Raw genomic sequence first — 19123 nt, 5'->3', positions numbered from 1 at the left:
TCGTAGTCTGTATCGCATTTTTGGCAGTCGGCGTCTACTATATGTTGACCGTATAATGAGACGAGGGATTTAACTGTAGGTAAACTTGAATTTCAAGTTTGTCTACAGTTTTTTTTGTTTAGAAATCTGTAGGAATCGCCACAAAACCAATCGCACGTTGATGGAAATTGCTTTTTTAAAAATTTTTCTAATATAGAAATATAATGGCAATCAGTTGCATAAAAAGCAAAACAATGAATGAGTATTCATAATGATATCAACGGAGAAGATATTAAGGGGTAGTAATATAAATGTTGTTAAATGCATAATAATTAATCGAAAATGCATTTATTTTCTATTTTACGTTTGAAAGTACATTCCTTTTTCATTATAATTAAAATAAGAATTTACAAAGTTTGGGACAAAGGGGAGAGGACGTATGACAGCAAAACCATGGCTAGCAAATTATCCTGAAGAAGTACCACCGTCTTTAACGTTTGAGGAAATTCCTGTGCAAGAGTTTTTAACGCGTGCCTATAAAAAGAAGCCATCGAAAGTGGCAATTCATTTCATGGGTAAAGATTTGACGTATACCGAGTTATATGAATCTGCACTTAAGTTTGCAAACTACTTACAAGCACTTGGCGTGGAAAAAGGAGATCGTGTAGCGATTATGCTACCAAACACGCCACAAAGTGTAATCGCTTACTATGGGGCAATGTATGCCGGCGCAGTCGTAGTACAGACAAATCCACTTTACACTGAACGAGAATTGCAGTACCAAATGGCGGACGCTGGTGCGAAGGTAATTTTAGTAATGGATATCTTGTATCCACGTGTTATGAAAATCATGAAAGAAACAGACCTTGAAAATGTCATTGTAACAGCAATTAAAGATTACTTACCATTTCCAAAAAATTTAGTGTATCCATTCATTCAAAAAAAGCAGTACGGTTTTAGTGTGAAAGTAGAGCATAGTGGACAAAATCATTTATTTACAGAAATCATGAAGTCTTCACCTGTAAAAATGATTGAACTGCCATTTGATTTCGAAGAAGACCTTGCATTGCTTCAATATACAGGAGGGACGACAGGGTACCCGAAAGGCGTTATGTTAACGCATAAAAACTTAATTGCCAATACGACAATGTGTGATGCCTGGATGTATAAATGCGTACATGGCGAAGAAACAATTATGGGTATTCTGCCATTCTTCCACGTCTATGGTATGACAACTGTGATGCTACTATCTGTTTTTACCCAAAATAGAATGGTATTGTTGCCGAAGTTTGATGCTGAAACAGCTTTAAAAACAATTGATAAGCAAAAGCCAACATTGTTCCCTGGTGCACCGACATTATATATTGGTTTATTAAATCATCCAGATATTGCGAAGTATGATTTATCGTCTATTAAAGCATGTTTAAGTGGTTCCGCTTCACTGCCTGTAGAAGTACAGGAACAATTTGAGGCTGTAACAGGTGGGAAGCTTGTGGAAGGTTATGGGTTAACTGAAACCTCTCCCGTAACGCACGCAACACCCATTTGGGGTAACCGGGTTATCGGTTCAGTAGGTTTACCGTGGCCGAATACCGATTCAGTCATTTTACGTACGGGGGATACTGAACAACTTGCTGTCGGTGAAGTAGGTGAAATTGCTGTCAAAGGTCCACAGGTTATGAAGGGCTATTGGAATCGTCCAGAAGATACGGCTGCAACTTTTGCAGATGGCTGGTTTTTAACAGGAGACCTTGGCTATATGGATGAGAAAGGTTACTTCTATGTGGTGGACAGGAAAAAGGATTTAATTATTGCGGGTGGCTTTAATATTTATCCTCGTGAAGTCGAAGAAGTTTTGTATGAACGGGAAGAAATTCAAGAATGCGTTGTAGCAGGTATTCCTGATCCGTATCGAGGAGAAACAGTAAAAGCATATATTGTATTAAAAGAAGGATATTCGATTACTGAAGACGAATTAAATAAATACTGTCGTCAGCACTTGGCTGCTTTTAAAGTGCCACGCATTTATGAATTCCGAGATGAACTACCAAAAACAGCTGTTGGAAAAATTTTGCGTCGTTCCTTAGTGGATGAAGAAAAAACAAAATTAGCGAATAAAGAAGCAAAATAACTACGTGTGAAAGTATTGACAAGCGCGAGTGTAAAATATAATATGAAAATATGAATGAATAACCATTCATATTTTCATATTTTTTTGTTTCTATTGACCACGCCGTATTTAGCTAGGATGTACCGCTCAAATTTTTGTATCGGGAACTTCAGCACTTATTAGTACTGATTGGCAAATAAGCAAAGTGCCACAGATGGAAATGGGCGTGCGTATGTTTTTTAGGTGGTGATATAAAGATGAAACGAGATAAGCCAAAATATAAGCAAATTATTGATGCAGCTGTCTTCGTTATTGCAGAAAATGGGTATCACCAAGCGCAAGTATCGAAGATCGCAAAACAAGCTGGGGTGGCTGACGGAACGATCTATTTATATTTTAAAAATAAAGAAGATATATTAATTTCTGTCTTTAATGAAAAAATGGCTGTTTTTGTAGAGTCATTACAAGATATAATAGAAAATGGAAGCACGTCGAAAGACAAACTTTCACGCATGATTGAAAATCATTTTAATGTTCTAGCTACAGATCGATCATTAGCGACTGTGACTCAATTAGAACTTCGTCAATCAAATAAAGATTTACGCCAAAAGATCAATGCAGTATTAAGAGATTACTTGCAATTGCTTGATCAGATTCTAATTGAAGGTATGGTTACTGGTGAGTTCAATCAAACGATGGATGTACGTTTGGCACGTCAAATGGTATTTGGCACAATTGACGAAACGATTACATCGTGGGTGATGAATGACTATCGATATGATTTGATAGAACAGGTTCCGAAAGTTCAGGCATTAATCCTGAACGGCATTAAAGCTTAAAAGGATGTGGAGAAATGGAATTTCTAAGTTGGAAAGTAGAAGATGGAGTAGCAATTATTACGATTGCACGTCCTCCAGCAAACGCATTATCTCGTGGAATCATTGCAGAAGTAGATGCTGTGCTAGATGCCGTAGAAAACGATGACGCTGTACGTGTCCTTGTACTTCATGGTGAAGGCCGTTTCTTCTCAGCGGGTGCAGACATTAAGGAATTTACAGAAGTTGAGTCTGGAGATGAATTCACAAAGCTTGCAGGCAATGGGCAACAAGTATTTGAACGTGTTGAAACGTTCTCAAAACCTGTTATTGCAGCGATTCACGGTGCGGCACTTGGCGGTGGTCTCGAACTAGCAATGAGTTGCCATATGCGCTTTGTAACGGAATCTGCGAAATTAGGGTTGCCTGAATTACAACTAGGTCTTATTCCAGGCTTTGGTGGCACACAACGTTTACCACGTTATGTTGGCGTAGCGAAAGCAGCGGAGATGATGTTTACAAGCGAACCTATTTCAGGAGCAGAAGCTGTGCAATGGGGCTTAGCGAACCGTGCATTTACCGATGAATCATTACTTGAGGAAACGCTAAAGATTGCTAAAAAAGTCGCTAAGAAGAGCCCGATCGCTTTGAAAGAAGCAATTCAAGCATTGCAATATGCGAAGCCGGCTTCATTCTATGAAGGTATTGAAGCAGAAGCTAAATCCTTTGGTACGGTCTTTGTATCAGCAGATGCTAAAGAAGGTATTCAAGCATTTATTGAAAAACGCGAGCCTGTGTTTACTGGCAAATAGTTTTCCATCAGTGTAGGTAACGACTGAAAGGGGAGTTCATCTACGTTGAAAATATATAATATTTACAAGTTTACTTGGAAATTAAAAAACGTTGCAGGGGGTATGAATATATGAATATTTTTGCATTAATTAAACGTACGTTTGATACAGAAGAAAAAATCGTTGTGTCAGGTGGTAAAATCCAAGAGGACGGCGCTGAATTCATTATTAATCCTTATGATGAATATGCAATTGAGGAAGCAATCCAAGTTCGTGACGCAGCTGGTGGTAAAGTAACAGTTGTCACAATTGGTGGCGAAGACGCAGAGAAACAATTACGTACAGCGTTAGCCATGGGTGCTGACGAAGCGGTTCTTATTAATACAGAAGATGATCTAGATGAATTAGATCAAAATGCAGCTGCTTATATTTTAGCTGAGTACTTAAAAGATAAAGAGGCGGACTTAATTTTAACAGGCAATGTGGCAATTGACGGCGGTTCTGGTCAAGTAGGTCCACGCGTTGCTGATTTATTAGGCATTAACTATGTAACAACAATTACAAACCTTGAAATCGATGGCACATCTGCAAAAATCGTGCGCGATATCGAAGGAGATTCAGAAGTAATTGAAACATCTTTACCACTTTTAGTAACTGCTCAACAAGGTTTAAATGAGCCACGTTACCCATCTTTACCAGGCATCATGAAGGCGAAGAAGAAACCGCTTGCAGAGCTTGAATTAGATGATTTAGATATCGATGAAGATGATGTTGAGGTAAAAGTAGAAACAGTCGACATTTACTTGCCAGCTCAAAAAGCAGCAGGTCGTATTTTAGAAGGCGAGCTATCTGCTCAAGCAAAAGAGCTAGTCAACCTACTTCATTCAGAAGCGAAAGTAGTTTAAGTCATTTGTTAACGCAAATCGAATCTTAAAGGGTAACGGAGGGAATATACTATGTCAAAAAAAGTATTAGTATTAGGTGAAGTTCGTGAAGGAAGCTTACGTAATGTATCTTTCGAGGCAATTGCAGCAGCAAAACAAATCGCTGATGGCGGCGAAGTTGTAGGCGTACTTTTAGGGGATGCGGTTGCAGGGTTAGCAAGTGCATTATTCGAGCATGGGGCAGATCGTGTTGTGACAGTGGAGCATCCACATTTAAAACAATATACATCAGATGGCTATGGACAAGCTTTATTAGCTGTTATCGAGCAAGAAAATCCAACAGGCATCGTATTTGGTCATACAGCTAACGGTAAAGATTTATCGCCTAAAATTGCGAGTAAATTACAAGCAGGACTTGTTTCTGACGTCACTTCGATTGAAGGTGCCGGTGACGATGTAGTCTTTATCCGTCCAATTTATTCTGGTAAGGCTTTTGAAAAGGTAAAAGTAAAAGATGGCGTAGTGTTAGCTTCTATCCGTCCAAACAATATTGCACCTTTAGAAAAAGCGCCAGGTAAAACAGGTGATGTATCGTCTATTACGGTTGATATTACAAACTTACGTTCCATCATTAAAGAGGTTGTACGTAAATCTTCAGAAGGCGTAGATCTTTCAGAAGCCAAAGTGGTAGTAGCAGGTGGTCGTGGTGTTAAATCAGAGGAAGGCTTCGAACCGCTAAAAGAATTAGCAGATTTACTTGGTGGTGCAGTTGGTGCATCTCGTGGAGCATGCGATGCTGAGTATTGTGATTATTCATTACAAATCGGTCAAACGGGTAAGGTTGTGACACCAGACCTTTATATCGCAGCAGGTATTTCTGGGGCTATCCAACATTTAGCGGGTATGTCAAACTCAAAAGTCATTGTAGCGATTAATAAAGATCCTGAGGCAAATATCTTTAAAGTAGCAGACTACGGTATCGTAGGAGATTTATTCGAAGTGATTCCATTGCTAATTGAAGAATTTAAAGCGTTAAAAGTGAACGCATAAGCTAGGGGTCTTCCCTAGCTTTTTTAATGCTTGAGAGAAGAAAAAATGGGGAATAGTGAAATAGGGGAACAGGATGCCGATTGTATGTAAAGCCTAAATTAGACATTGCAGGCAGATTGTTCGCTCAACATAAATTAACCATGCTATACTACAAACATAGTAAGTTTAAGGAGGATTTCAAATGGCAATTGTACATGCAACAGATGCGACGTTCCAAGATGATATTAAAGAAGGCTTAGTATTAGTCGACTTTTGGGCTGCTTGGTGTGGACCATGTAAAATGATTGGACCAGTTCTTGAAGAAATGGATGCTGCGGGTAGTGCTGCTAAAATCGTCAAAGTTGACGTAGATAACAACCAAGGTACTGCTGCACAATACCAAATCATGTCTATTCCTTCACTGCTTTTATTCAAAAATGGTGAATTAGTAGACAAAACTGTTGGTTTCCAACCAAAAGAAGCATTAGAAGCTTTCATCGCAAAACATGCTTAATTCGTAAAAAAAGAGCTGAGCCATCTTTAGATGTGCTCGGCTTTTTTTCGTTATATAATAAAAGAGAAGCAACCGTTAAATGTTGATATTTGATATCCGTTTAGGCATCGCAAATGGCGCTTTTATTTAGCATCAAAAAAAGGGGGCAGGTAGGCGATGAATGATTTAATTAAACGAAAGCTTGATATTTTACCAGATCAGCCTGGCTGCTATTTGATGAAAGATCGACAAGGGACAATTATTTATGTAGGTAAGGCAAAGGTGCTAAAAAATCGAGTGCGCTCCTATTTTACAGGAACACACGAAGGCAAAACACAACGCCTTGTTGGCGAAATTGAAGATTTTGAGTATATTGTGACTTCATCAAATTTGGAGGCACTTATTTTAGAGTTGAACCTTATAAAGCTACACGATCCTAAATACAATATCATGCTTACGGATGATAAAACGTATCCGTATTTGAAAATTACGAACGAGAAATATCCACGACTTATTACAACACGTAAAGTAAAAAAAGATAAGGCGAAATATTTTGGTCCTTATCCAAATGCTTATGCAGCAAGTGAGACGAAAAAACTGCTGGATAGACTATATCCACTGCGAAAATGTGTGCAATTACCAGCCAAGGTTTGCTTGTACTATCATATGGGACAGTGTTTAGCTCCATGTGTAAAGGATATCGATGCTCACATCTATCACGATATGATTGAAGATATGACGAAGTTCTTAAATGGCGGTGTTGAGACAGTAAAAAAAGAACTGGAGGACAAGATGCTAGTTGCTGCAGAGCAACTAGAATTTGAGCGCGCGAAGGAGTTCCGCGATCAAATTGCACATATTGAGACGGTTATGCAAAAACAAAAAATCGTGTCTAGTGATACGACCAACCGTGATGTCTTTGGTTATGCAGTTGAAAAAGGTTGGATGTGTGTGCAAGTGTTTTTCGTTCGTCAAGGCAAGTTAATTGAAAGGGATGTCTCCATTTTCCCAATTTATCAGGACGTGGAGGAAGAATTTTTAACGTTTGTCGGACGCTTTTATGAAAAGCTAGAGCATATTAAACCGAAAGAAATTTTCATTCCACAGGCTATTGATGCGGCAATTTTAACCGAATTATTAGGGGTTAAAGTACTGACACCCAAGCGAGGGCAAAAGAAAGAGCTAGTTGATTTGGCTATGAAAAATGCGGAAATTGCTGTGGCAGCTAAATTCCAATTGATTGAACGACAAGAAGAACGGACAATTGGCGCATGCGAAGCACTAGGCGAAGCAATGGGCATTTCAGCACCACTGCGCATTGAAGCATTCGATAATAGTCATATGCATGGTACGGATGCAGTATCAGCAATGGTTGTTTTTATTGATGGTAAACCAGCAAAGAAAGAATATCGTAAATACAAAACACGAACAGCCGCAAAACATGACGATTACGGGGCAATGCAGGAAGTGATACGACGCCGTTACACGAGGGTATTAAAAGAAGGCTTGCCATTGCCCGATTTAGTGCTAATAGATGGCGGTAAAGGACAGATGGAAGTGGCACGAGAAGTGTTGGAAGATGAACTTGGTCTTGTTATTCCAATCGCTGGTTTAGCAAAAGATGATAAGCATAATACATCTCAACTCTTATTCGGAGATCCGCCTGATGTTATCGCATTAAAACGAACGAGTGATGGCTTTTATTTACTTCAACGTATTCAGGATGAAGTGCACCGTTTTGCTATTACATTCCTACGTCAACAGCATGAAAAAAATGCTATTCAATCTGTACTCGATGGCATTGAAGGTGTTGGACCGAAACGAAAGCAACAGCTATTGAAGCATTTTGGCTCAGTTAAAAAGATTCGTGAGGCGAGTGAGCTTGCCCTTCAAGAAGCAGGAATGCCTGCAAACTTAGCGAACATTATTTACACTTATTTTCAGCAGCAGACGTTGTCAAAGGATTAGACATATGCTAATGTTGGAATAGAACATGGCAATGGTAATACCATTATGTTCTAACGATCCTTGTATGAACGATTGTGCAGTAAAGCATAATAACGCAGTATTTTCGTAAAGGGAAAAAATTACATTTCACTATTTTAAGTGATGATAGAGGTGCAAGGTTCAATAGTAGCACATCGAAGGATGGACAAATCCAGTGATGATGTGTGAAAGGGGAGCTTGCCGAAGTGAAGTATCGTTGTTCCGATACTTTGCTGGTTTTGCATTTAACAGATGTAGGACTGTCGAATCTTGACGTTTCGGAGAGCTATCACACATGCGCAAGCTATTTTATTGTACATGTTGCAGGCAGCTTTCACGTTATGTGAGGGCTGCCTTTTTGCTGTTCTAGAAACGAATCTAAAAAAGGAGAATGATAAAAATGGCAAGTATTATATTGAAATTTGGTGGACCTGCAATCGCCTCAACAGAGCGGATTCAGGAGGTCGCTAAAATTGCAATGGCAAAAAAAGAGCGTGGCTATGATGTAGTAGTAGTGACAGCAGCGATGGGCCGTACAGCTAAAGACTTAACGAAAATGGTACGTGCATTATCAGATGATGCCTCTAAACGTGAGATGGATGTACTGTTATCGACGAGCTCACAACTATCAAGTGCACTATTTGCAATCGCTTTGCAAGAGGCCGGTTATGATGCAGTGTCATTAACTGGCTGGCAAGCTGGTGTGCAGACAGATGCAAAACATTTTAATGCACGTATTGATCAAATCAATGTTCGTCGCATGCAAGGGCATATGACGCAAGGACAAATTGTTGTCGTTGCTGGGGAACAAGGGATAAATGCTGCCAACAATATTACAACACTTGGTAAGGGTGGAGCGGAAACGACAGCAGTAGCCATTGCAGCAGCATTAGATGCGGAGCGTGTTGAGATTTATACAAATGTCGATGGTGTCTATACAGCTGATCCAAGTCATATTGAAAAAGCGAGAAAGTTACAGGAGATTTCCTATGATGAAATGTTGGAACTTTCGCATTTAGGGTCACATATTCTACATCCACGTGCAGTGGAGTTGGCAAAAAAATTCCAAATACCAGTAATTATTCGTTCAAGTGTAGTGGATACAGTCGGTACTTTATTGAAGGAGGAAGTTGAAATGGAGAAAAATTTAATTGTACGTGGTGTTGCTTTCGAAGCAGATATTATTCGTTTAACAATCGGCTATGATACATATTCTACTGCATCGTTAGCAGATATGTTTGCGATACTGGCAGAAAACCGCATTAATGTTGATATTATTGTTCAAGCTATTATTGAAGGTGTGAAACCATCTGTATCCTTTACCATTTTAAAAGAGGAATTCGCTGAAGCTTTACGTGTGTTAGAAAATAGTAAATTGTCGCTTGGTTTTAGCTTTGCTGATTTTGAGATTGGCTTAGCGAAAGTTTCGATTATTGGATCTGGGATGGCATCGAATCCTGGAGTAGCTGCCAGAATGTTTGATCGCTTACGTCGAGAGGATATTCCAGTAAAAATGGTGAGTACGTCGGAAATTAAAGTCTCTGTTGTTGTACCGCAAGACGAAATGATTCGTGCTGCCAATGCATTACACGAGGAGTTTAATTTAGAAGAAGAGATTCACAAACAGTAACTACTATATAAAAATGATAAAAGGCATCAAGAGTAACATCTTGTTGCCTTTTGTCTACACGCATAAGGTTTGCTTTTCTACCAAAAAAATCCTTTAGACTTTTATTCATTTGTTATTGTATTCATAATGCGTTCTTTAACATCCCATTTGACTGTAAACGTGACAAGCTGTTGTTTTTCACGCTTCTCATCATAACATTCAGTCAAGTAACCTTTTACTTGCTGAATTTGTTCAGCAATAAAGCCTGCTTCAAGTCTAAAGCTACGATTTTGAATTTGTAAAAGGGTTGGTTCATTCACTAAATGGAAAATACGTCCATCTTTAGACTCCTTTGTCAATACTAGAGTACCCCAGCACGCATCTGCGAAAAATGCGATAAGTTCATCTTGACTTTTACAAGGAAACTTCCGCGCAAGCTCCTTGCCAGCCCAATATAGTACGTCATCCTCATGTTTACCGAGTATTGAAGATAGGACATGATCACGAATTAACTCATATCCAAATGATGAGATAGTATTAGATGGATTATTTAACATAGAAATCCTTCTTTCTTAGAATTTTCTTATAATTTAGCACCAATAAAGTAATGATAGATTTTTCGAGAAGAAACGACACGTTATGTACTAGATTACTTCTTTAATAAGGTCTAGCAAAAACTCTATGTTACCTTGACGCTCGTAGCTCTTGAGAGTACAATAAACATGTCATAATATTGTACCATGATGAAATACACAGTCAATGGAGTATCATTTACAAAATGATGACTTCTTTTGTTGTGCTATTTTAAGTACTAAGGGGGGTAACAGTCTTGTCGAAAGATCGAGAGTTTTTATGGCGTCGCTTACATTCTCTACTTGGGATCATTCCAGTAGGTCTGTTTTTAACGATGCACCTATTCATTAACTTTACAGCAACAGGCGGAGCAGAAAGTTACAATGATGCTACCGCAGTAATGGAAAAAATTCCATTTCTTATCCTAGTTGAGTGGATTGTCATCTACATTCCATTAATGTTCCACGCATTTTATGGTGTGTTCATTGCATTCACAGCTACACCAAATACAGGGCGTTTCAGCACATACCGTAACTGGATGTTCTCATTACAACGCTTCACAGGTGTATTTTTAGTAATTTTCATTGCATGGCATATTTTCCAAACTCGTATTCAAAAAGCGCTTGGTACACACGTTGATTACGACATGATGGCAAATATCGTTGCAAATCCATTTATGCTTGGATTCTACATTGTTGGTATTTTATCAGCAACTTTCCACTTAACAAATGGTTTGTGGTCATTCTTAGTAAGCTGGGGTATTACACAATCACCACAGTCTCAAAAGATTGCTACTTATGTAACAAACGTTCTTTTCGTAATTCTAAGTGTAGTTGGTGTGGCTGCTATTTTAGCTTTCGTATAATTCAATAGAAGCTACTATAAGAGTACATGCAATCATTGCAATTTTTTAAGAGGAGTGAGAAATAATCATGGCGAAAAGCAAAATAATTGTTGTCGGTGGCGGTTTAGCTGGTCTGATGGCAACGATTAAAGCAGCTGAAGTTGGTACTGAAGTTGATTTATTCTCATTAGTTCCTGTAAAACGCTCACACTCTGTATGTGCGCAAGGCGGAATTAATGGTGCCGTAAATACAAAAGGTGAAGGGGATTCTCCTTGGATTCACTTTGATGATACAGTATATGGTGGGGATTTCTTAGCGAACCAACCACCAGTTAAAGGTATGTGTGATGCTGCCCCTGGTATTATTCACTTAATGGACCGTATGGGTGTAATGTTCAACCGTACACCAGAAGGTTTACTTGATTTCCGCCGTTTCGGTGGTACGTTAATGCACCGTACAGCATTCTCAGGTGCTACAACTGGTCAGCAATTACTATACGCGCTGGACGAGCAAGTTCGTTCTCACGAAGTAGCTGGTTTAGTTAACAAATATGAACACTGGGAATTCCTTGGTGTTGTTATCGATGATGACGGCGTTTGCCGTGGTATCGTAGCTCAAAACATGCGTACAGAAGAAATTCAATCATTCCGTGCAGACGCTGTTATTATGGCGACTGGTGGCCCTGGTATTATCTTCGGTAAAACAACAAACTCTGTTATTAACACAGGTTCTGCTGCTTCTATCGTATACCAACAAGGTGCTTCATACGCGAATGGTGAGTTCATTCAAATTCACCCAACAGCGATTCCTGGGGACGACAAAAACCGTCTAATGTCAGAATCTGCTCGTGGTGAAGGTGGCCGTATTTGGACATATAAAGACGGTAAACCTTGGTACTTCTTAGAAGAAAAATACCCTGCATATGGTAACTTAGTACCACGTGATATCGCAACACGTGAAATTTTCGACGTTTGTGTAAACCAAAAACTTGGTATCAACGGCGAAAACATGGTATACCTAGATCTTTCTCATAAAGATCCACATGAATTAGATGTAAAACTTGGTGGTATCATTGAAATCTACGAAAAATTCGTAGGTGATGACCCACGTAAATTACCAATGAAAATTTTCCCTGCAGTTCACTACTCTATGGGTGGATTATGGGTTGACTACAACCAAATGACTGAAATTCCTGGTCTATTCGCAGCGGGTGAATGTGATTACTCTCAACATGGTGCAAACCGTCTTGGTGCTAACTCATTATTATCTGCAATTTATGGCGGTATGGTTGCTGGTCCAAATGCAGTAGATTACGTTAAACATCTTAAAAAGCATGCTGAAGATTTATCGCAAGATATTTACGATGTACGTGTTAAAGAAGAACAAGCTAAGTGGGATGCTATCATGAAAATGGACGGCACAGAAAACGCTTACCTTCTTCACAAAGAGCTTGGTGAGTTAATGACTGCTACAATGACAGTTGTACGTTATAACGACCAACTTGAAGAAACATATAAAAAACTTGGTGAATTCCAAAAACGTTGGGAAAACATTAACATCAACGATACTCAAAAATGGAGTAACCAAGGTGCTCACTTTACACGTCAGTTGAAAAACATGCTTTACCTAGCGAAAGTAATGACAAAAGGCGCTTTACTTCGTAATGAATCTCGTGGTGCGCACTATAAACCAGACTTCCCGCAACGTGATGATGAAAACTTCTTAAAAACAACGATGGCGAAATTCGACCCAGCTACGGGCGAGCCAGTTATCACATATCAAGAAGTAGACGTTTCATTAATCCCACCACGTAAACGTGACTACTCTGCGAAAGGAGACTAAGAATTATGGAAATCGCAGCTAATACTGGAAGAATGGTAAAAGTTGAAATTTTACGTCAAGATACACAAGGTGGCCAAAGCTACTGGCAGAAATTCGAAGTTCCTTACCGTCATGGTATGAACGTTATTTCTGTGTTAATGGAGATTCAAAAAAATCCAGTGATGGCAAACGGTGAAAAAACTACACCAGTTTCATGGGATATGAACTGTCTTGAAGAAGTTTGTGGCGCATGTTCAATGGTAATCAATGGTCGTCCTCGTCAATCATGTTCAACATTGATTGATCAATTGACTGAACCAGTTCGCCTTGAGCCAATGAAAACTTTCCCGGTTGTACGTGACTTACAAGTTGACCGTGATCGTATGTTCAACGCACTGAAAAAAGTTAAAGCATGGGTACCAATCGATGGTACGTATGATTTAGGTGAAGGTCCACGTATGCCAGAAGGTAAACGTCAATGGGCTTATGAATTATCTAAATGTATGACTTGTGGTGTATGTATGGAAGCATGTCCAAACGTGTCTGAAAAAGCTTCATTCATTGGACCAGCACCATTATCACAAGTACGTCTATTTAACACTCACCCAACAGGTGCAATGATTAAAGACGAACGTTTAAATGCAATTATGGGTGACGGCGGTCTTGCTAACTGCGGTAACTCTCAAAACTGTGTAGCTGCTTGTCCTAAAGGTATTCCTTTAACAACATCTATCGCATCTTTAAACCGTGCAACAACAGTGCAAATGTTCCGTAACTTCTTCGGTTCTGACCATTACGTTGACTAATTGTACAATGCTACTCCCTTACACAATAGTGTAAGGGAGTTTTTTTATAGACTGTTAGATAGAAGATGAGTGAAATCATGAATAAAACACTAAAATTTCTGATTTTTCTATCATAATTGCCTATATTCCTATATAATGAATTTGTATTCATTTTTGAACTATGGTAATACGAATAGATTAACAGTAGGCAATCACACAAAGGGGTTGGGGATATGAAAGCAAATTATATTGAAGACTTTGAGAAATGGGCAGAGGATTTTTCATTTTATATTGAGGTACGTGTTCGTTTTTCAGAAACGGATATGTATGGGCATATGAATAATACCGTTAGCTTTACATATTTTGAACAGGCTAGAATCGATTATTTTAATCATTTAGGCATCTTAATGCCTTCTGCATTGGATGACAAGGTAAAGGGGATTCCGATTGTAGCAGATTTACAATGTGATTATCGAAAGCAAGTTTTCTTTAATGATGTACTTCGTATATATACAAAAGTAGCGAAATTAGGTAACTCATCAATGGATATCCATTACTTAGCGAAAAATCAAAAGGATGAAGTATGCTTTACAGGTCGTGGTACAGTAGTACAAATGGATCCACGAACAGGTAAAAGCGTGCCGATATCAGAAGAAGAAAAGGCGCAATTAGCACAGTTAGCGATTATGTAATTTGCTATTCAGTGAGTGCTTCATCCTTGTAAGTGAGGTAGAATGGAGGGCATGGGATTCCACTTGGCAAGTATCGCAGATTGTTTAGAGCATGCTCGAAAAAATAAGTCAAGGTGTTTCAGTTTACAATTTTACCCATTTTTATGCGCTATAAAAGAAGAACTTCCGAAATTTTTGTGGAAACTCGGTGTATTCATGAAAATAGCCGTCACCGCTCAACACTCCTTAACATAAGTTACAATACGTGCGGGGGAGGAGGGTGTGACTGAAAATGAATGGCTCTCATCATCGTTCTCTTTTAACAAACCGAGAACGTGAAATATTTGCGCTTTTATTAGCTGAAAAAACAACGAGGGATATTGCAGAGCAGCTTGGTATTAGTGAAAAAACAGTGCGAAATCACATTTCCAATACAATTCAAAAGCTAGGTGTAACAAATCGATCTCAAGCGTTAATTGAGCTGTTACGCTTAGAAGAATTCAAATTAGACTAATGGACACTTGCTATTTCGTGAAAAAAACGACAAAATAGAACTATTCAACGCATGTTTAGGAGTGGAATAGTTATATGTCGGATGAAGTAACAAAGCACTCACCTGAAACCGTTGCAACGGTTGAAAAGGAACTACGCTATATTGCGGCCATTGTGAAGCAAAAAGGAAGAGAAATTGTTTCACAATATTCAATTACGCCGCCACAATTTGTTGCATTACAGTGGTTAGAAGAGCTCGGTGATATTACAATTGGCGATTTATCAAACCGTTTATACTTAGCTTTTAGTACGACAACAGATTTAGTGGATCGAATGGAGAAAAATGAATTAGTCAAGCGAGTGCGTGATGAAAATGATCGCCGGGTCGTTGTCGTTCATCTTCTCGAAAAAGGCGAACGAATTATTCAAGAGGTTATTGAAAAAAGACAGCAATATTTACAAGAAATGCTTGTAGGATTTAACGAACAAGAAGTCGCGCAATTATCGAGCTATTTACAAAAACTACATGTACACATGAAACAGGATTGAGGCGGAAAGTATGAATGCCCCGATAGGCGTTATTGATTCAGGAGTAGGCGGTCTAACCGTAGCAAAGGAAATAATAAAACGATTACCAAACGAAACGATTTATTATATCGGTGATACAGCAAGATGTCCGTATGGTCCACGAACTCGACAGGAAGTACGGAATTTTACTTGGCAAATGGCCAAAGCACTCGAGAAAATGAATATCAAGATGCTCGTCATTGCTTGTAATACAGCGACTGCAGTAGCACTCGAAAGTTTACAACGTAATATGCCTTTTCCGGTACTAGGCGTTATTAATGCTGGCGCACGTGCAGCTGTAAAGAAAACGAAGCGACATGAAGTCGTTGTGCTTGCAACAGAAGGTACAATTAAAAGTGGGGCGTATGAAGAAGCCTTATTGTCTTTGAATACGTCTACCCACATTATTCCATTGGCTTGTCCAACGTTCGTACCACTAGTAGAAAGCGGCGAATATAAAGGACAATTTGCAAATAATTTAATTGCAGAAGGCTTAAAACCGTTAAAAAACGAACAATTTGATACGGTCATTTTAGGATGTACGCATTACCCGATTTTGCAAAAACAAATTGAAGCTGTCGTCGGAGAAGATGTTTTCGTGCTATCTTCTGCGGAAGAAACAGCAAAGGATGTCGAGGAAATGCTTGCGTATAATGGTACTTTAGCAGATACAAATGCTAAGCCTGCACATAAATTTTATGCAACGGGTTCTGTGCCCATTTTCCGTTCCATTGCAGAAAATTGGTTAGAACAAGGTACGCTTGACATACACCGTATTACATTAAAATAAAATCAGCTTAGCTTACGAGCTAGGCTGATTTTTTTATGCGTCATTATATTGGAATAGACAATTTTACATAAACAAATAAATCGCAACGAACATCGCTGCACTTCCTGCCATTACAAAGACATGCCATATTGCGTGGTTGTACTTTATTTTTTTGTTTTTATAAAAAAATGTGCCAGCAGTGTAAAAAATACCGCCGAGTAAAAGTGTCATAAACCCGTCGAATGAGATATAGGCAACCAATGGTTTATAGGCAAAGACAATCAGCCATCCCATGCCAATGTAAACAATCAACGAGATTTTTTTGAAACGATGGACGAAAAATTGTTTTAAGACGATGCCGATAAAGGCAAGAACCCATTCGATGATAAATATGCTCATTCCTAATTTTCCACCTACGGCAATAAGCGCTACAGGTGTATATGTTCCTGCGATTAATAAGAAGATGGAGCTATGATCTAATTTTTTCAAAAGCACTTTATGTGTGGGCAGTGCATGATATAAGGTCGATGCTATGTATAAACAAAACATCGAAATACCAAAAATAATGTAACTAATAAGCTCGGTGTTTGTACCGGTTGTTAAAGCTTTATGCACTAATAGAAGGGTAGCAGGAACTGTTAAAAATGCACCGATTCCATGTGTTAGCGCATTCCAAAATTCTTCCTTTATGGTATAACTACTATGCTCAATTGTTGATTGAGACATGACCATCACCTCTTTCTTTATTATATTACTATAACAGCTTAAGGTTTTTCATTGTAGATGAAAATGTAATGCAATTGATATGATAAATATCATATATTGCATGTAGTAAATCGTCGCATCAGTGGAAAATATGATAAAATAAGGGCGCGAAAGATTTTAGGAGGCACGATGAATGATGACAAGATTTGATGGTAGAGATGCAGATGCATTGCGTCCTGTAAAAATGGATAGCGAGTATTTATTGCATCCAGAAGGCTCAGTATTGATCCAAGTTGGAAATACGAAAGTAATTTGTACAGCAACAGTTGAAGATAAAGTACCGGGTTTTTTACGCGGACAGGGAAAAGGTTGGATTACAGCTGAGTATTCGATGTTACCTCGTGCCACAGCACAACGAACACCACGTGAATCGTCACGCGGGAAAGTGAACGGACGTACAATGGAAATTCAACGTCTGATTGGTCGTGCATTACGTGCTATCGTCGATTTAGAAGCGTTGGGAGAACGTACAGTATGGATTGACTGTGATGTGATTCAAGCAGACGGCGGAACACGAACTGCTTCGATTACAGGGGCATTTGTCGCAATGACACAGGCAATTGCCAAGCTTGCGGAAGAAAAACAACTAGAAAAATTCCCTGTTACCGATTTTTTAGCGGCTACAAGTGTTGGCATTGTTGAAGAGCAAGGTGCCGTTTTAGACTTAAATTATGTAGAAGATGTAGATGCAGCGGTAGATATGAATATCGTCATGACCGGAGCAGGCCGTTTTGTAGAATTACAAGGGACTGGTGAAGAAGCGACCTTTTCACGTGAGGAGTTAAATAACTTGCTTGCATTAGGCGAAAAGGGCATTCGCGAGCTTATTGACTTACAAAAACAGGCGCTTGGAGAAATAGCTCATAAAGTAGGAGGAAACTGCTAATATGAAACAAGTTGTAATTGCTACAAAAAACAAAGGCAAAGCAAAAGATTTCGAAGCATTGTTTGGGCCGCTCGGTTATGAAGTGGTGACAATGTTTGAAGTCGCACCGGACATGGAAATTGAAGAAACAGGCACAACATTTGAAGAAAATGCCGTGTTAAAAGCCGAGGCTTTAGCAAAAGAGCTTGCAACGATTGTTATTGCGGATGATAGTGGTTTAGCTGTAGATGCGCTTAATGGGGAGCCAGGTGTTTATTCGGCACGCTATGCTGGTGATCATGATGATGCGGCGAATATGGTAAAACTATTGCATAATTTACAAGGTGTAGAAGATGACAAGCGTACAGCTCGCTTTTGCTGCTGTATTGCGATTGCAGGTCCTGATTTTGAAACGACAACAGTGTTCGGCACGTGCGAAGGTGTCATTGCACATGAAAAACGTGGAACTAATGGCTTTGGCTATGACCCTGTCTTTTTTGTACCAAGTTTAAATCGTATGATGGCTGAATTAACACCAGAAGAAAAAGGGGCTATTTCTCACCGAGGAAATGCCATTCGCAAGTTAAAGGAACAATTGCCAAATCTTATTAAGTAAGAGGTGATATCCATGCAAATAGTGGTCATGAGTGATACACATGGAGATAGCCATGTTATTGACCGAGTATGTGGCTTTTATCCGCAGGTCGAAATAATGATTCATTGTGGCGATAGCGAACTGCCCTTTTCCCATGCTGCATTAGATGGCATGAAAAAAGTAAGGGGAAATTGTGATCTTGATAAAGCTTTTCCAGAGGAAATAATTGTGCAAGCAGGAGATGCTGCCCTTTTTGTGACACATGGTCATTTATTTAATGTCAAATCATCCATGTTGGCATTATCGTATCGAGCAAAGGAAGTCGCTGCACATATTGTGTGCTTTGGTCATTCTCATCTATTAGGTGCCGAGATGATTGATGATGTCTTATTTATCAATCCAGGAAGTTTATTAAAGCCAAGAGGTGGCAATGAAAAAAGCTTTGCAGTTATAGACATTCAAGCTAGCTATTATCAGGTGGATTTTTTCACAGAGAACAATGATCGTTTGTCAACGCATACGTTTGTTCGCGCATAACTAAACTTATTAAAAACGCTTAAGATTCTATGAAAAGAGAGTTTAAGCGTTTTTCTATTTATGGATTACAAAGGCTTGGAAAATACGACCACGAATGAATTGCATGTTAGTAGAAAGACTAAATGAAAAGAACAAGGGTGAT

The 19123-nt window shown here is 39.0% G+C and carries 20 protein-coding genes and 1 riboswitch; of the genes, 18 read left to right on the top strand and 2 right to left on the bottom strand.

Annotated elements, in window-relative coordinates; genetic code table 11:
- Positions 1 to 418 precede the first annotated feature (418 nt).
- From MHH88_RS16175 to MHH88_RS16140, 8 genes are all read left to right on the top strand, one after another.
- On the top strand, positions 419 to 2110 hold the full coding sequence (locus tag MHH88_RS16175) for an AMP-binding protein (protein ID WP_339259391.1): 1692 nt from the start codon (positions 419 to 421) through the stop codon (positions 2108 to 2110).
- A 236-nt stretch (positions 2111 to 2346) separates the two neighbouring features.
- Positions 2347 to 2928 carry a TetR/AcrR family transcriptional regulator gene (locus MHH88_RS16170; protein ID WP_024363860.1) on the top strand — a complete coding sequence of 194 codons (582 nt, stop codon included), beginning with the start codon at positions 2347 to 2349 and terminating at the stop codon, positions 2926 to 2928.
- A 14-nt stretch (positions 2929 to 2942) separates the two neighbouring features.
- Entirely contained in the window at positions 2943 to 3716 is a 774-nt protein-coding gene (locus MHH88_RS16165) for an enoyl-CoA hydratase (RefSeq protein ID WP_069513670.1), read from the top strand.
- 110 nt (positions 3717 to 3826) lie between these two features.
- Positions 3827 to 4600, top strand: coding sequence for an electron transfer flavoprotein subunit beta/FixA family protein (locus tag MHH88_RS16160; RefSeq protein WP_024363862.1), 774 nt, complete (start codon positions 3827 to 3829; stop codon positions 4598 to 4600).
- A 51-nt stretch (positions 4601 to 4651) separates the two neighbouring features.
- A complete protein-coding gene (locus MHH88_RS16155) occupies positions 4652 to 5629 on the top strand; it encodes an electron transfer flavoprotein subunit alpha/FixB family protein (protein ID WP_069513669.1) in 978 nt (325 codons plus the stop codon).
- A gap of 181 nt (positions 5630 to 5810) precedes the next feature.
- Entirely contained in the window at positions 5811 to 6122 is a 312-nt protein-coding gene (gene trxA, locus MHH88_RS16150; RefSeq protein WP_024363864.1) for a thioredoxin, read from the top strand.
- Between the two features lie 156 nt (positions 6123 to 6278).
- Entirely contained in the window at positions 6279 to 8069 is a 1791-nt protein-coding gene (uvrC, locus tag MHH88_RS16145; RefSeq protein WP_339259385.1) for an excinuclease ABC subunit UvrC, read from the top strand.
- 137 nt (positions 8070 to 8206) lie between these two features.
- A riboswitch (Lysine riboswitch) is annotated at positions 8207 to 8384 on the top strand.
- 103 nt (positions 8385 to 8487) lie between these two features.
- On the top strand, positions 8488 to 9717 hold the full coding sequence (locus MHH88_RS16140; RefSeq protein ID WP_339259383.1) for an aspartate kinase: 1230 nt from the start codon (positions 8488 to 8490) through the stop codon (positions 9715 to 9717).
- A gap of 101 nt (positions 9718 to 9818) precedes the next feature.
- Here MHH88_RS16140 and MHH88_RS16135 read toward each other — a convergent pair whose 3' ends face one another.
- Positions 9819 to 10253, bottom strand: coding sequence for a YslB family protein (locus MHH88_RS16135; RefSeq protein WP_103976101.1), 435 nt, complete (start codon positions 10251 to 10253; stop codon positions 9819 to 9821).
- 272 nt (positions 10254 to 10525) lie between these two features.
- Between MHH88_RS16135 and MHH88_RS16130 the strand changes: the two genes are divergently transcribed.
- From MHH88_RS16130 to racE, 7 genes are all read left to right on the top strand, one after another.
- Complete coding sequence (locus MHH88_RS16130) at positions 10526 to 11134, top strand: succinate dehydrogenase cytochrome b558 subunit (RefSeq protein WP_024363274.1); 609 nt, start codon at positions 10526 to 10528, stop codon at positions 11132 to 11134.
- 67 nt (positions 11135 to 11201) lie between these two features.
- Entirely contained in the window at positions 11202 to 12956 is a 1755-nt protein-coding gene (sdhA, locus tag MHH88_RS16125; protein WP_069513662.1) for a succinate dehydrogenase flavoprotein subunit, read from the top strand.
- Between the two features lie 5 nt (positions 12957 to 12961).
- The gene (sdhB, locus tag MHH88_RS16120; RefSeq protein ID WP_024363272.1) at positions 12962 to 13741 is read left to right on the top strand and encodes a succinate dehydrogenase iron-sulfur subunit; all 780 of its coding nucleotides are present in this window, start codon (positions 12962 to 12964) and stop codon (positions 13739 to 13741) included.
- Positions 13742 to 13953: 212 nt separating this feature from the next.
- A complete protein-coding gene (locus MHH88_RS16115) occupies positions 13954 to 14412 on the top strand; it encodes a thioesterase family protein (RefSeq protein ID WP_069513661.1) in 459 nt (152 codons plus the stop codon).
- Positions 14413 to 14683: 271 nt separating this feature from the next.
- The gene (locus MHH88_RS16110) at positions 14684 to 14905 is read left to right on the top strand and encodes a LuxR C-terminal-related transcriptional regulator (RefSeq protein ID WP_004226437.1); all 222 of its coding nucleotides are present in this window, start codon (positions 14684 to 14686) and stop codon (positions 14903 to 14905) included.
- 74 nt (positions 14906 to 14979) lie between these two features.
- Entirely contained in the window at positions 14980 to 15432 is a 453-nt protein-coding gene (locus tag MHH88_RS16105) for a MarR family transcriptional regulator (RefSeq protein WP_339259379.1), read from the top strand.
- A 10-nt stretch (positions 15433 to 15442) separates the two neighbouring features.
- Complete coding sequence (racE, locus tag MHH88_RS16100; RefSeq protein ID WP_024363268.1) at positions 15443 to 16240, top strand: glutamate racemase; 798 nt, start codon at positions 15443 to 15445, stop codon at positions 16238 to 16240.
- A gap of 63 nt (positions 16241 to 16303) precedes the next feature.
- Here the strand turns inward: racE and MHH88_RS16095 are convergent, their stop codons facing one another.
- Positions 16304 to 16945 (bottom strand): hemolysin III family protein, encoded by a 642-nt coding sequence (locus tag MHH88_RS16095; protein WP_339259376.1) that lies wholly within the window; start codon positions 16943 to 16945, stop codon positions 16304 to 16306.
- Positions 16946 to 17120: 175 nt separating this feature from the next.
- Between MHH88_RS16095 and rph the strand changes: the two genes are divergently transcribed.
- From rph to MHH88_RS16080, 3 genes are read left to right on the top strand one after another with little or no spacing between them, the layout of a single operon-like run.
- On the top strand, positions 17121 to 17870 hold the full coding sequence (rph, locus tag MHH88_RS16090; RefSeq protein ID WP_103977571.1) for a ribonuclease PH: 750 nt from the start codon (positions 17121 to 17123) through the stop codon (positions 17868 to 17870).
- A 1-nt stretch (position 17871) separates the two neighbouring features.
- Positions 17872 to 18465 carry an XTP/dITP diphosphatase gene (locus MHH88_RS16085; protein ID WP_069513659.1) on the top strand — a complete coding sequence of 198 codons (594 nt, stop codon included), beginning with the start codon at positions 17872 to 17874 and terminating at the stop codon, positions 18463 to 18465.
- 12 nt (positions 18466 to 18477) lie between these two features.
- On the top strand, positions 18478 to 18981 hold the full coding sequence (locus MHH88_RS16080; RefSeq protein WP_339259373.1) for a metallophosphoesterase: 504 nt from the start codon (positions 18478 to 18480) through the stop codon (positions 18979 to 18981).
- Positions 18982 to 19123: the final 142 nt, after the last annotated feature.

It is taken from the genome of Lysinibacillus sp. FSL K6-3209, from assembly GCF_037976175.1.
GTDB lineage: Bacteria > Bacillota > Bacilli > Bacillales_A > Planococcaceae > Lysinibacillus > Lysinibacillus sphaericus_D.
Note: the sequence above shows the minus strand (reverse complement) of the source record. Positions and strands in the feature narration are given on the sequence as shown.

What these genes read in the sequence shown, in the direction of transcription:
- trxA (WP_024363864.1), top strand. Translation starts at nt 5,811, where the DNA reads ATGGCAATTGTACATGCAACAGATGCGACGTTCCAAGATGATATTAAA.
- MHH88_RS16080 (WP_339259373.1), top strand. Translation starts at nt 18,478, where the DNA reads ATGCAAATAGTGGTCATGAGTGATACACATGGAGATAGCCATGTTATT.
- rph (WP_103977571.1), top strand. Translation starts at nt 17,121, where the DNA reads ATGACAAGATTTGATGGTAGAGATGCAGATGCATTGCGTCCTGTAAAA.
- racE (WP_024363268.1), top strand. Translation starts at nt 15,443, where the DNA reads ATGAATGCCCCGATAGGCGTTATTGATTCAGGAGTAGGCGGTCTAACC.
- sdhA (WP_069513662.1), top strand. Translation starts at nt 11,202, where the DNA reads ATGGCGAAAAGCAAAATAATTGTTGTCGGTGGCGGTTTAGCTGGTCTG.
- uvrC (WP_339259385.1), top strand. Translation starts at nt 6,279, where the DNA reads ATGAATGATTTAATTAAACGAAAGCTTGATATTTTACCAGATCAGCCT.
- MHH88_RS16095 (WP_339259376.1), bottom strand. Translation starts at nt 16,945, where the DNA reads ATGTCTCAATCAACAATTGAGCATAGTAGTTATACCATAAAGGAAGAA.
- MHH88_RS16175 (WP_339259391.1), top strand. Translation starts at nt 419, where the DNA reads ATGACAGCAAAACCATGGCTAGCAAATTATCCTGAAGAAGTACCACCG.
- MHH88_RS16085 (WP_069513659.1), top strand. Translation starts at nt 17,872, where the DNA reads ATGAAACAAGTTGTAATTGCTACAAAAAACAAAGGCAAAGCAAAAGAT.
- MHH88_RS16165 (WP_069513670.1), top strand. Translation starts at nt 2,943, where the DNA reads ATGGAATTTCTAAGTTGGAAAGTAGAAGATGGAGTAGCAATTATTACG.
- MHH88_RS16105 (WP_339259379.1), top strand. Translation starts at nt 14,980, where the DNA reads ATGTCGGATGAAGTAACAAAGCACTCACCTGAAACCGTTGCAACGGTT.
- MHH88_RS16110 (WP_004226437.1), top strand. Translation starts at nt 14,684, where the DNA reads ATGAATGGCTCTCATCATCGTTCTCTTTTAACAAACCGAGAACGTGAA.
- MHH88_RS16115 (WP_069513661.1), top strand. Translation starts at nt 13,954, where the DNA reads ATGAAAGCAAATTATATTGAAGACTTTGAGAAATGGGCAGAGGATTTT.
- sdhB (WP_024363272.1), top strand. Translation starts at nt 12,962, where the DNA reads ATGGAAATCGCAGCTAATACTGGAAGAATGGTAAAAGTTGAAATTTTA.
- MHH88_RS16135 (WP_103976101.1), bottom strand. Translation starts at nt 10,253, where the DNA reads ATGTTAAATAATCCATCTAATACTATCTCATCATTTGGATATGAGTTA.
- MHH88_RS16155 (WP_069513669.1), top strand. Translation starts at nt 4,652, where the DNA reads ATGTCAAAAAAAGTATTAGTATTAGGTGAAGTTCGTGAAGGAAGCTTA.
- MHH88_RS16170 (WP_024363860.1), top strand. Translation starts at nt 2,347, where the DNA reads ATGAAACGAGATAAGCCAAAATATAAGCAAATTATTGATGCAGCTGTC.
- MHH88_RS16140 (WP_339259383.1), top strand. Translation starts at nt 8,488, where the DNA reads ATGGCAAGTATTATATTGAAATTTGGTGGACCTGCAATCGCCTCAACA.
- MHH88_RS16160 (WP_024363862.1), top strand. Translation starts at nt 3,827, where the DNA reads ATGAATATTTTTGCATTAATTAAACGTACGTTTGATACAGAAGAAAAA.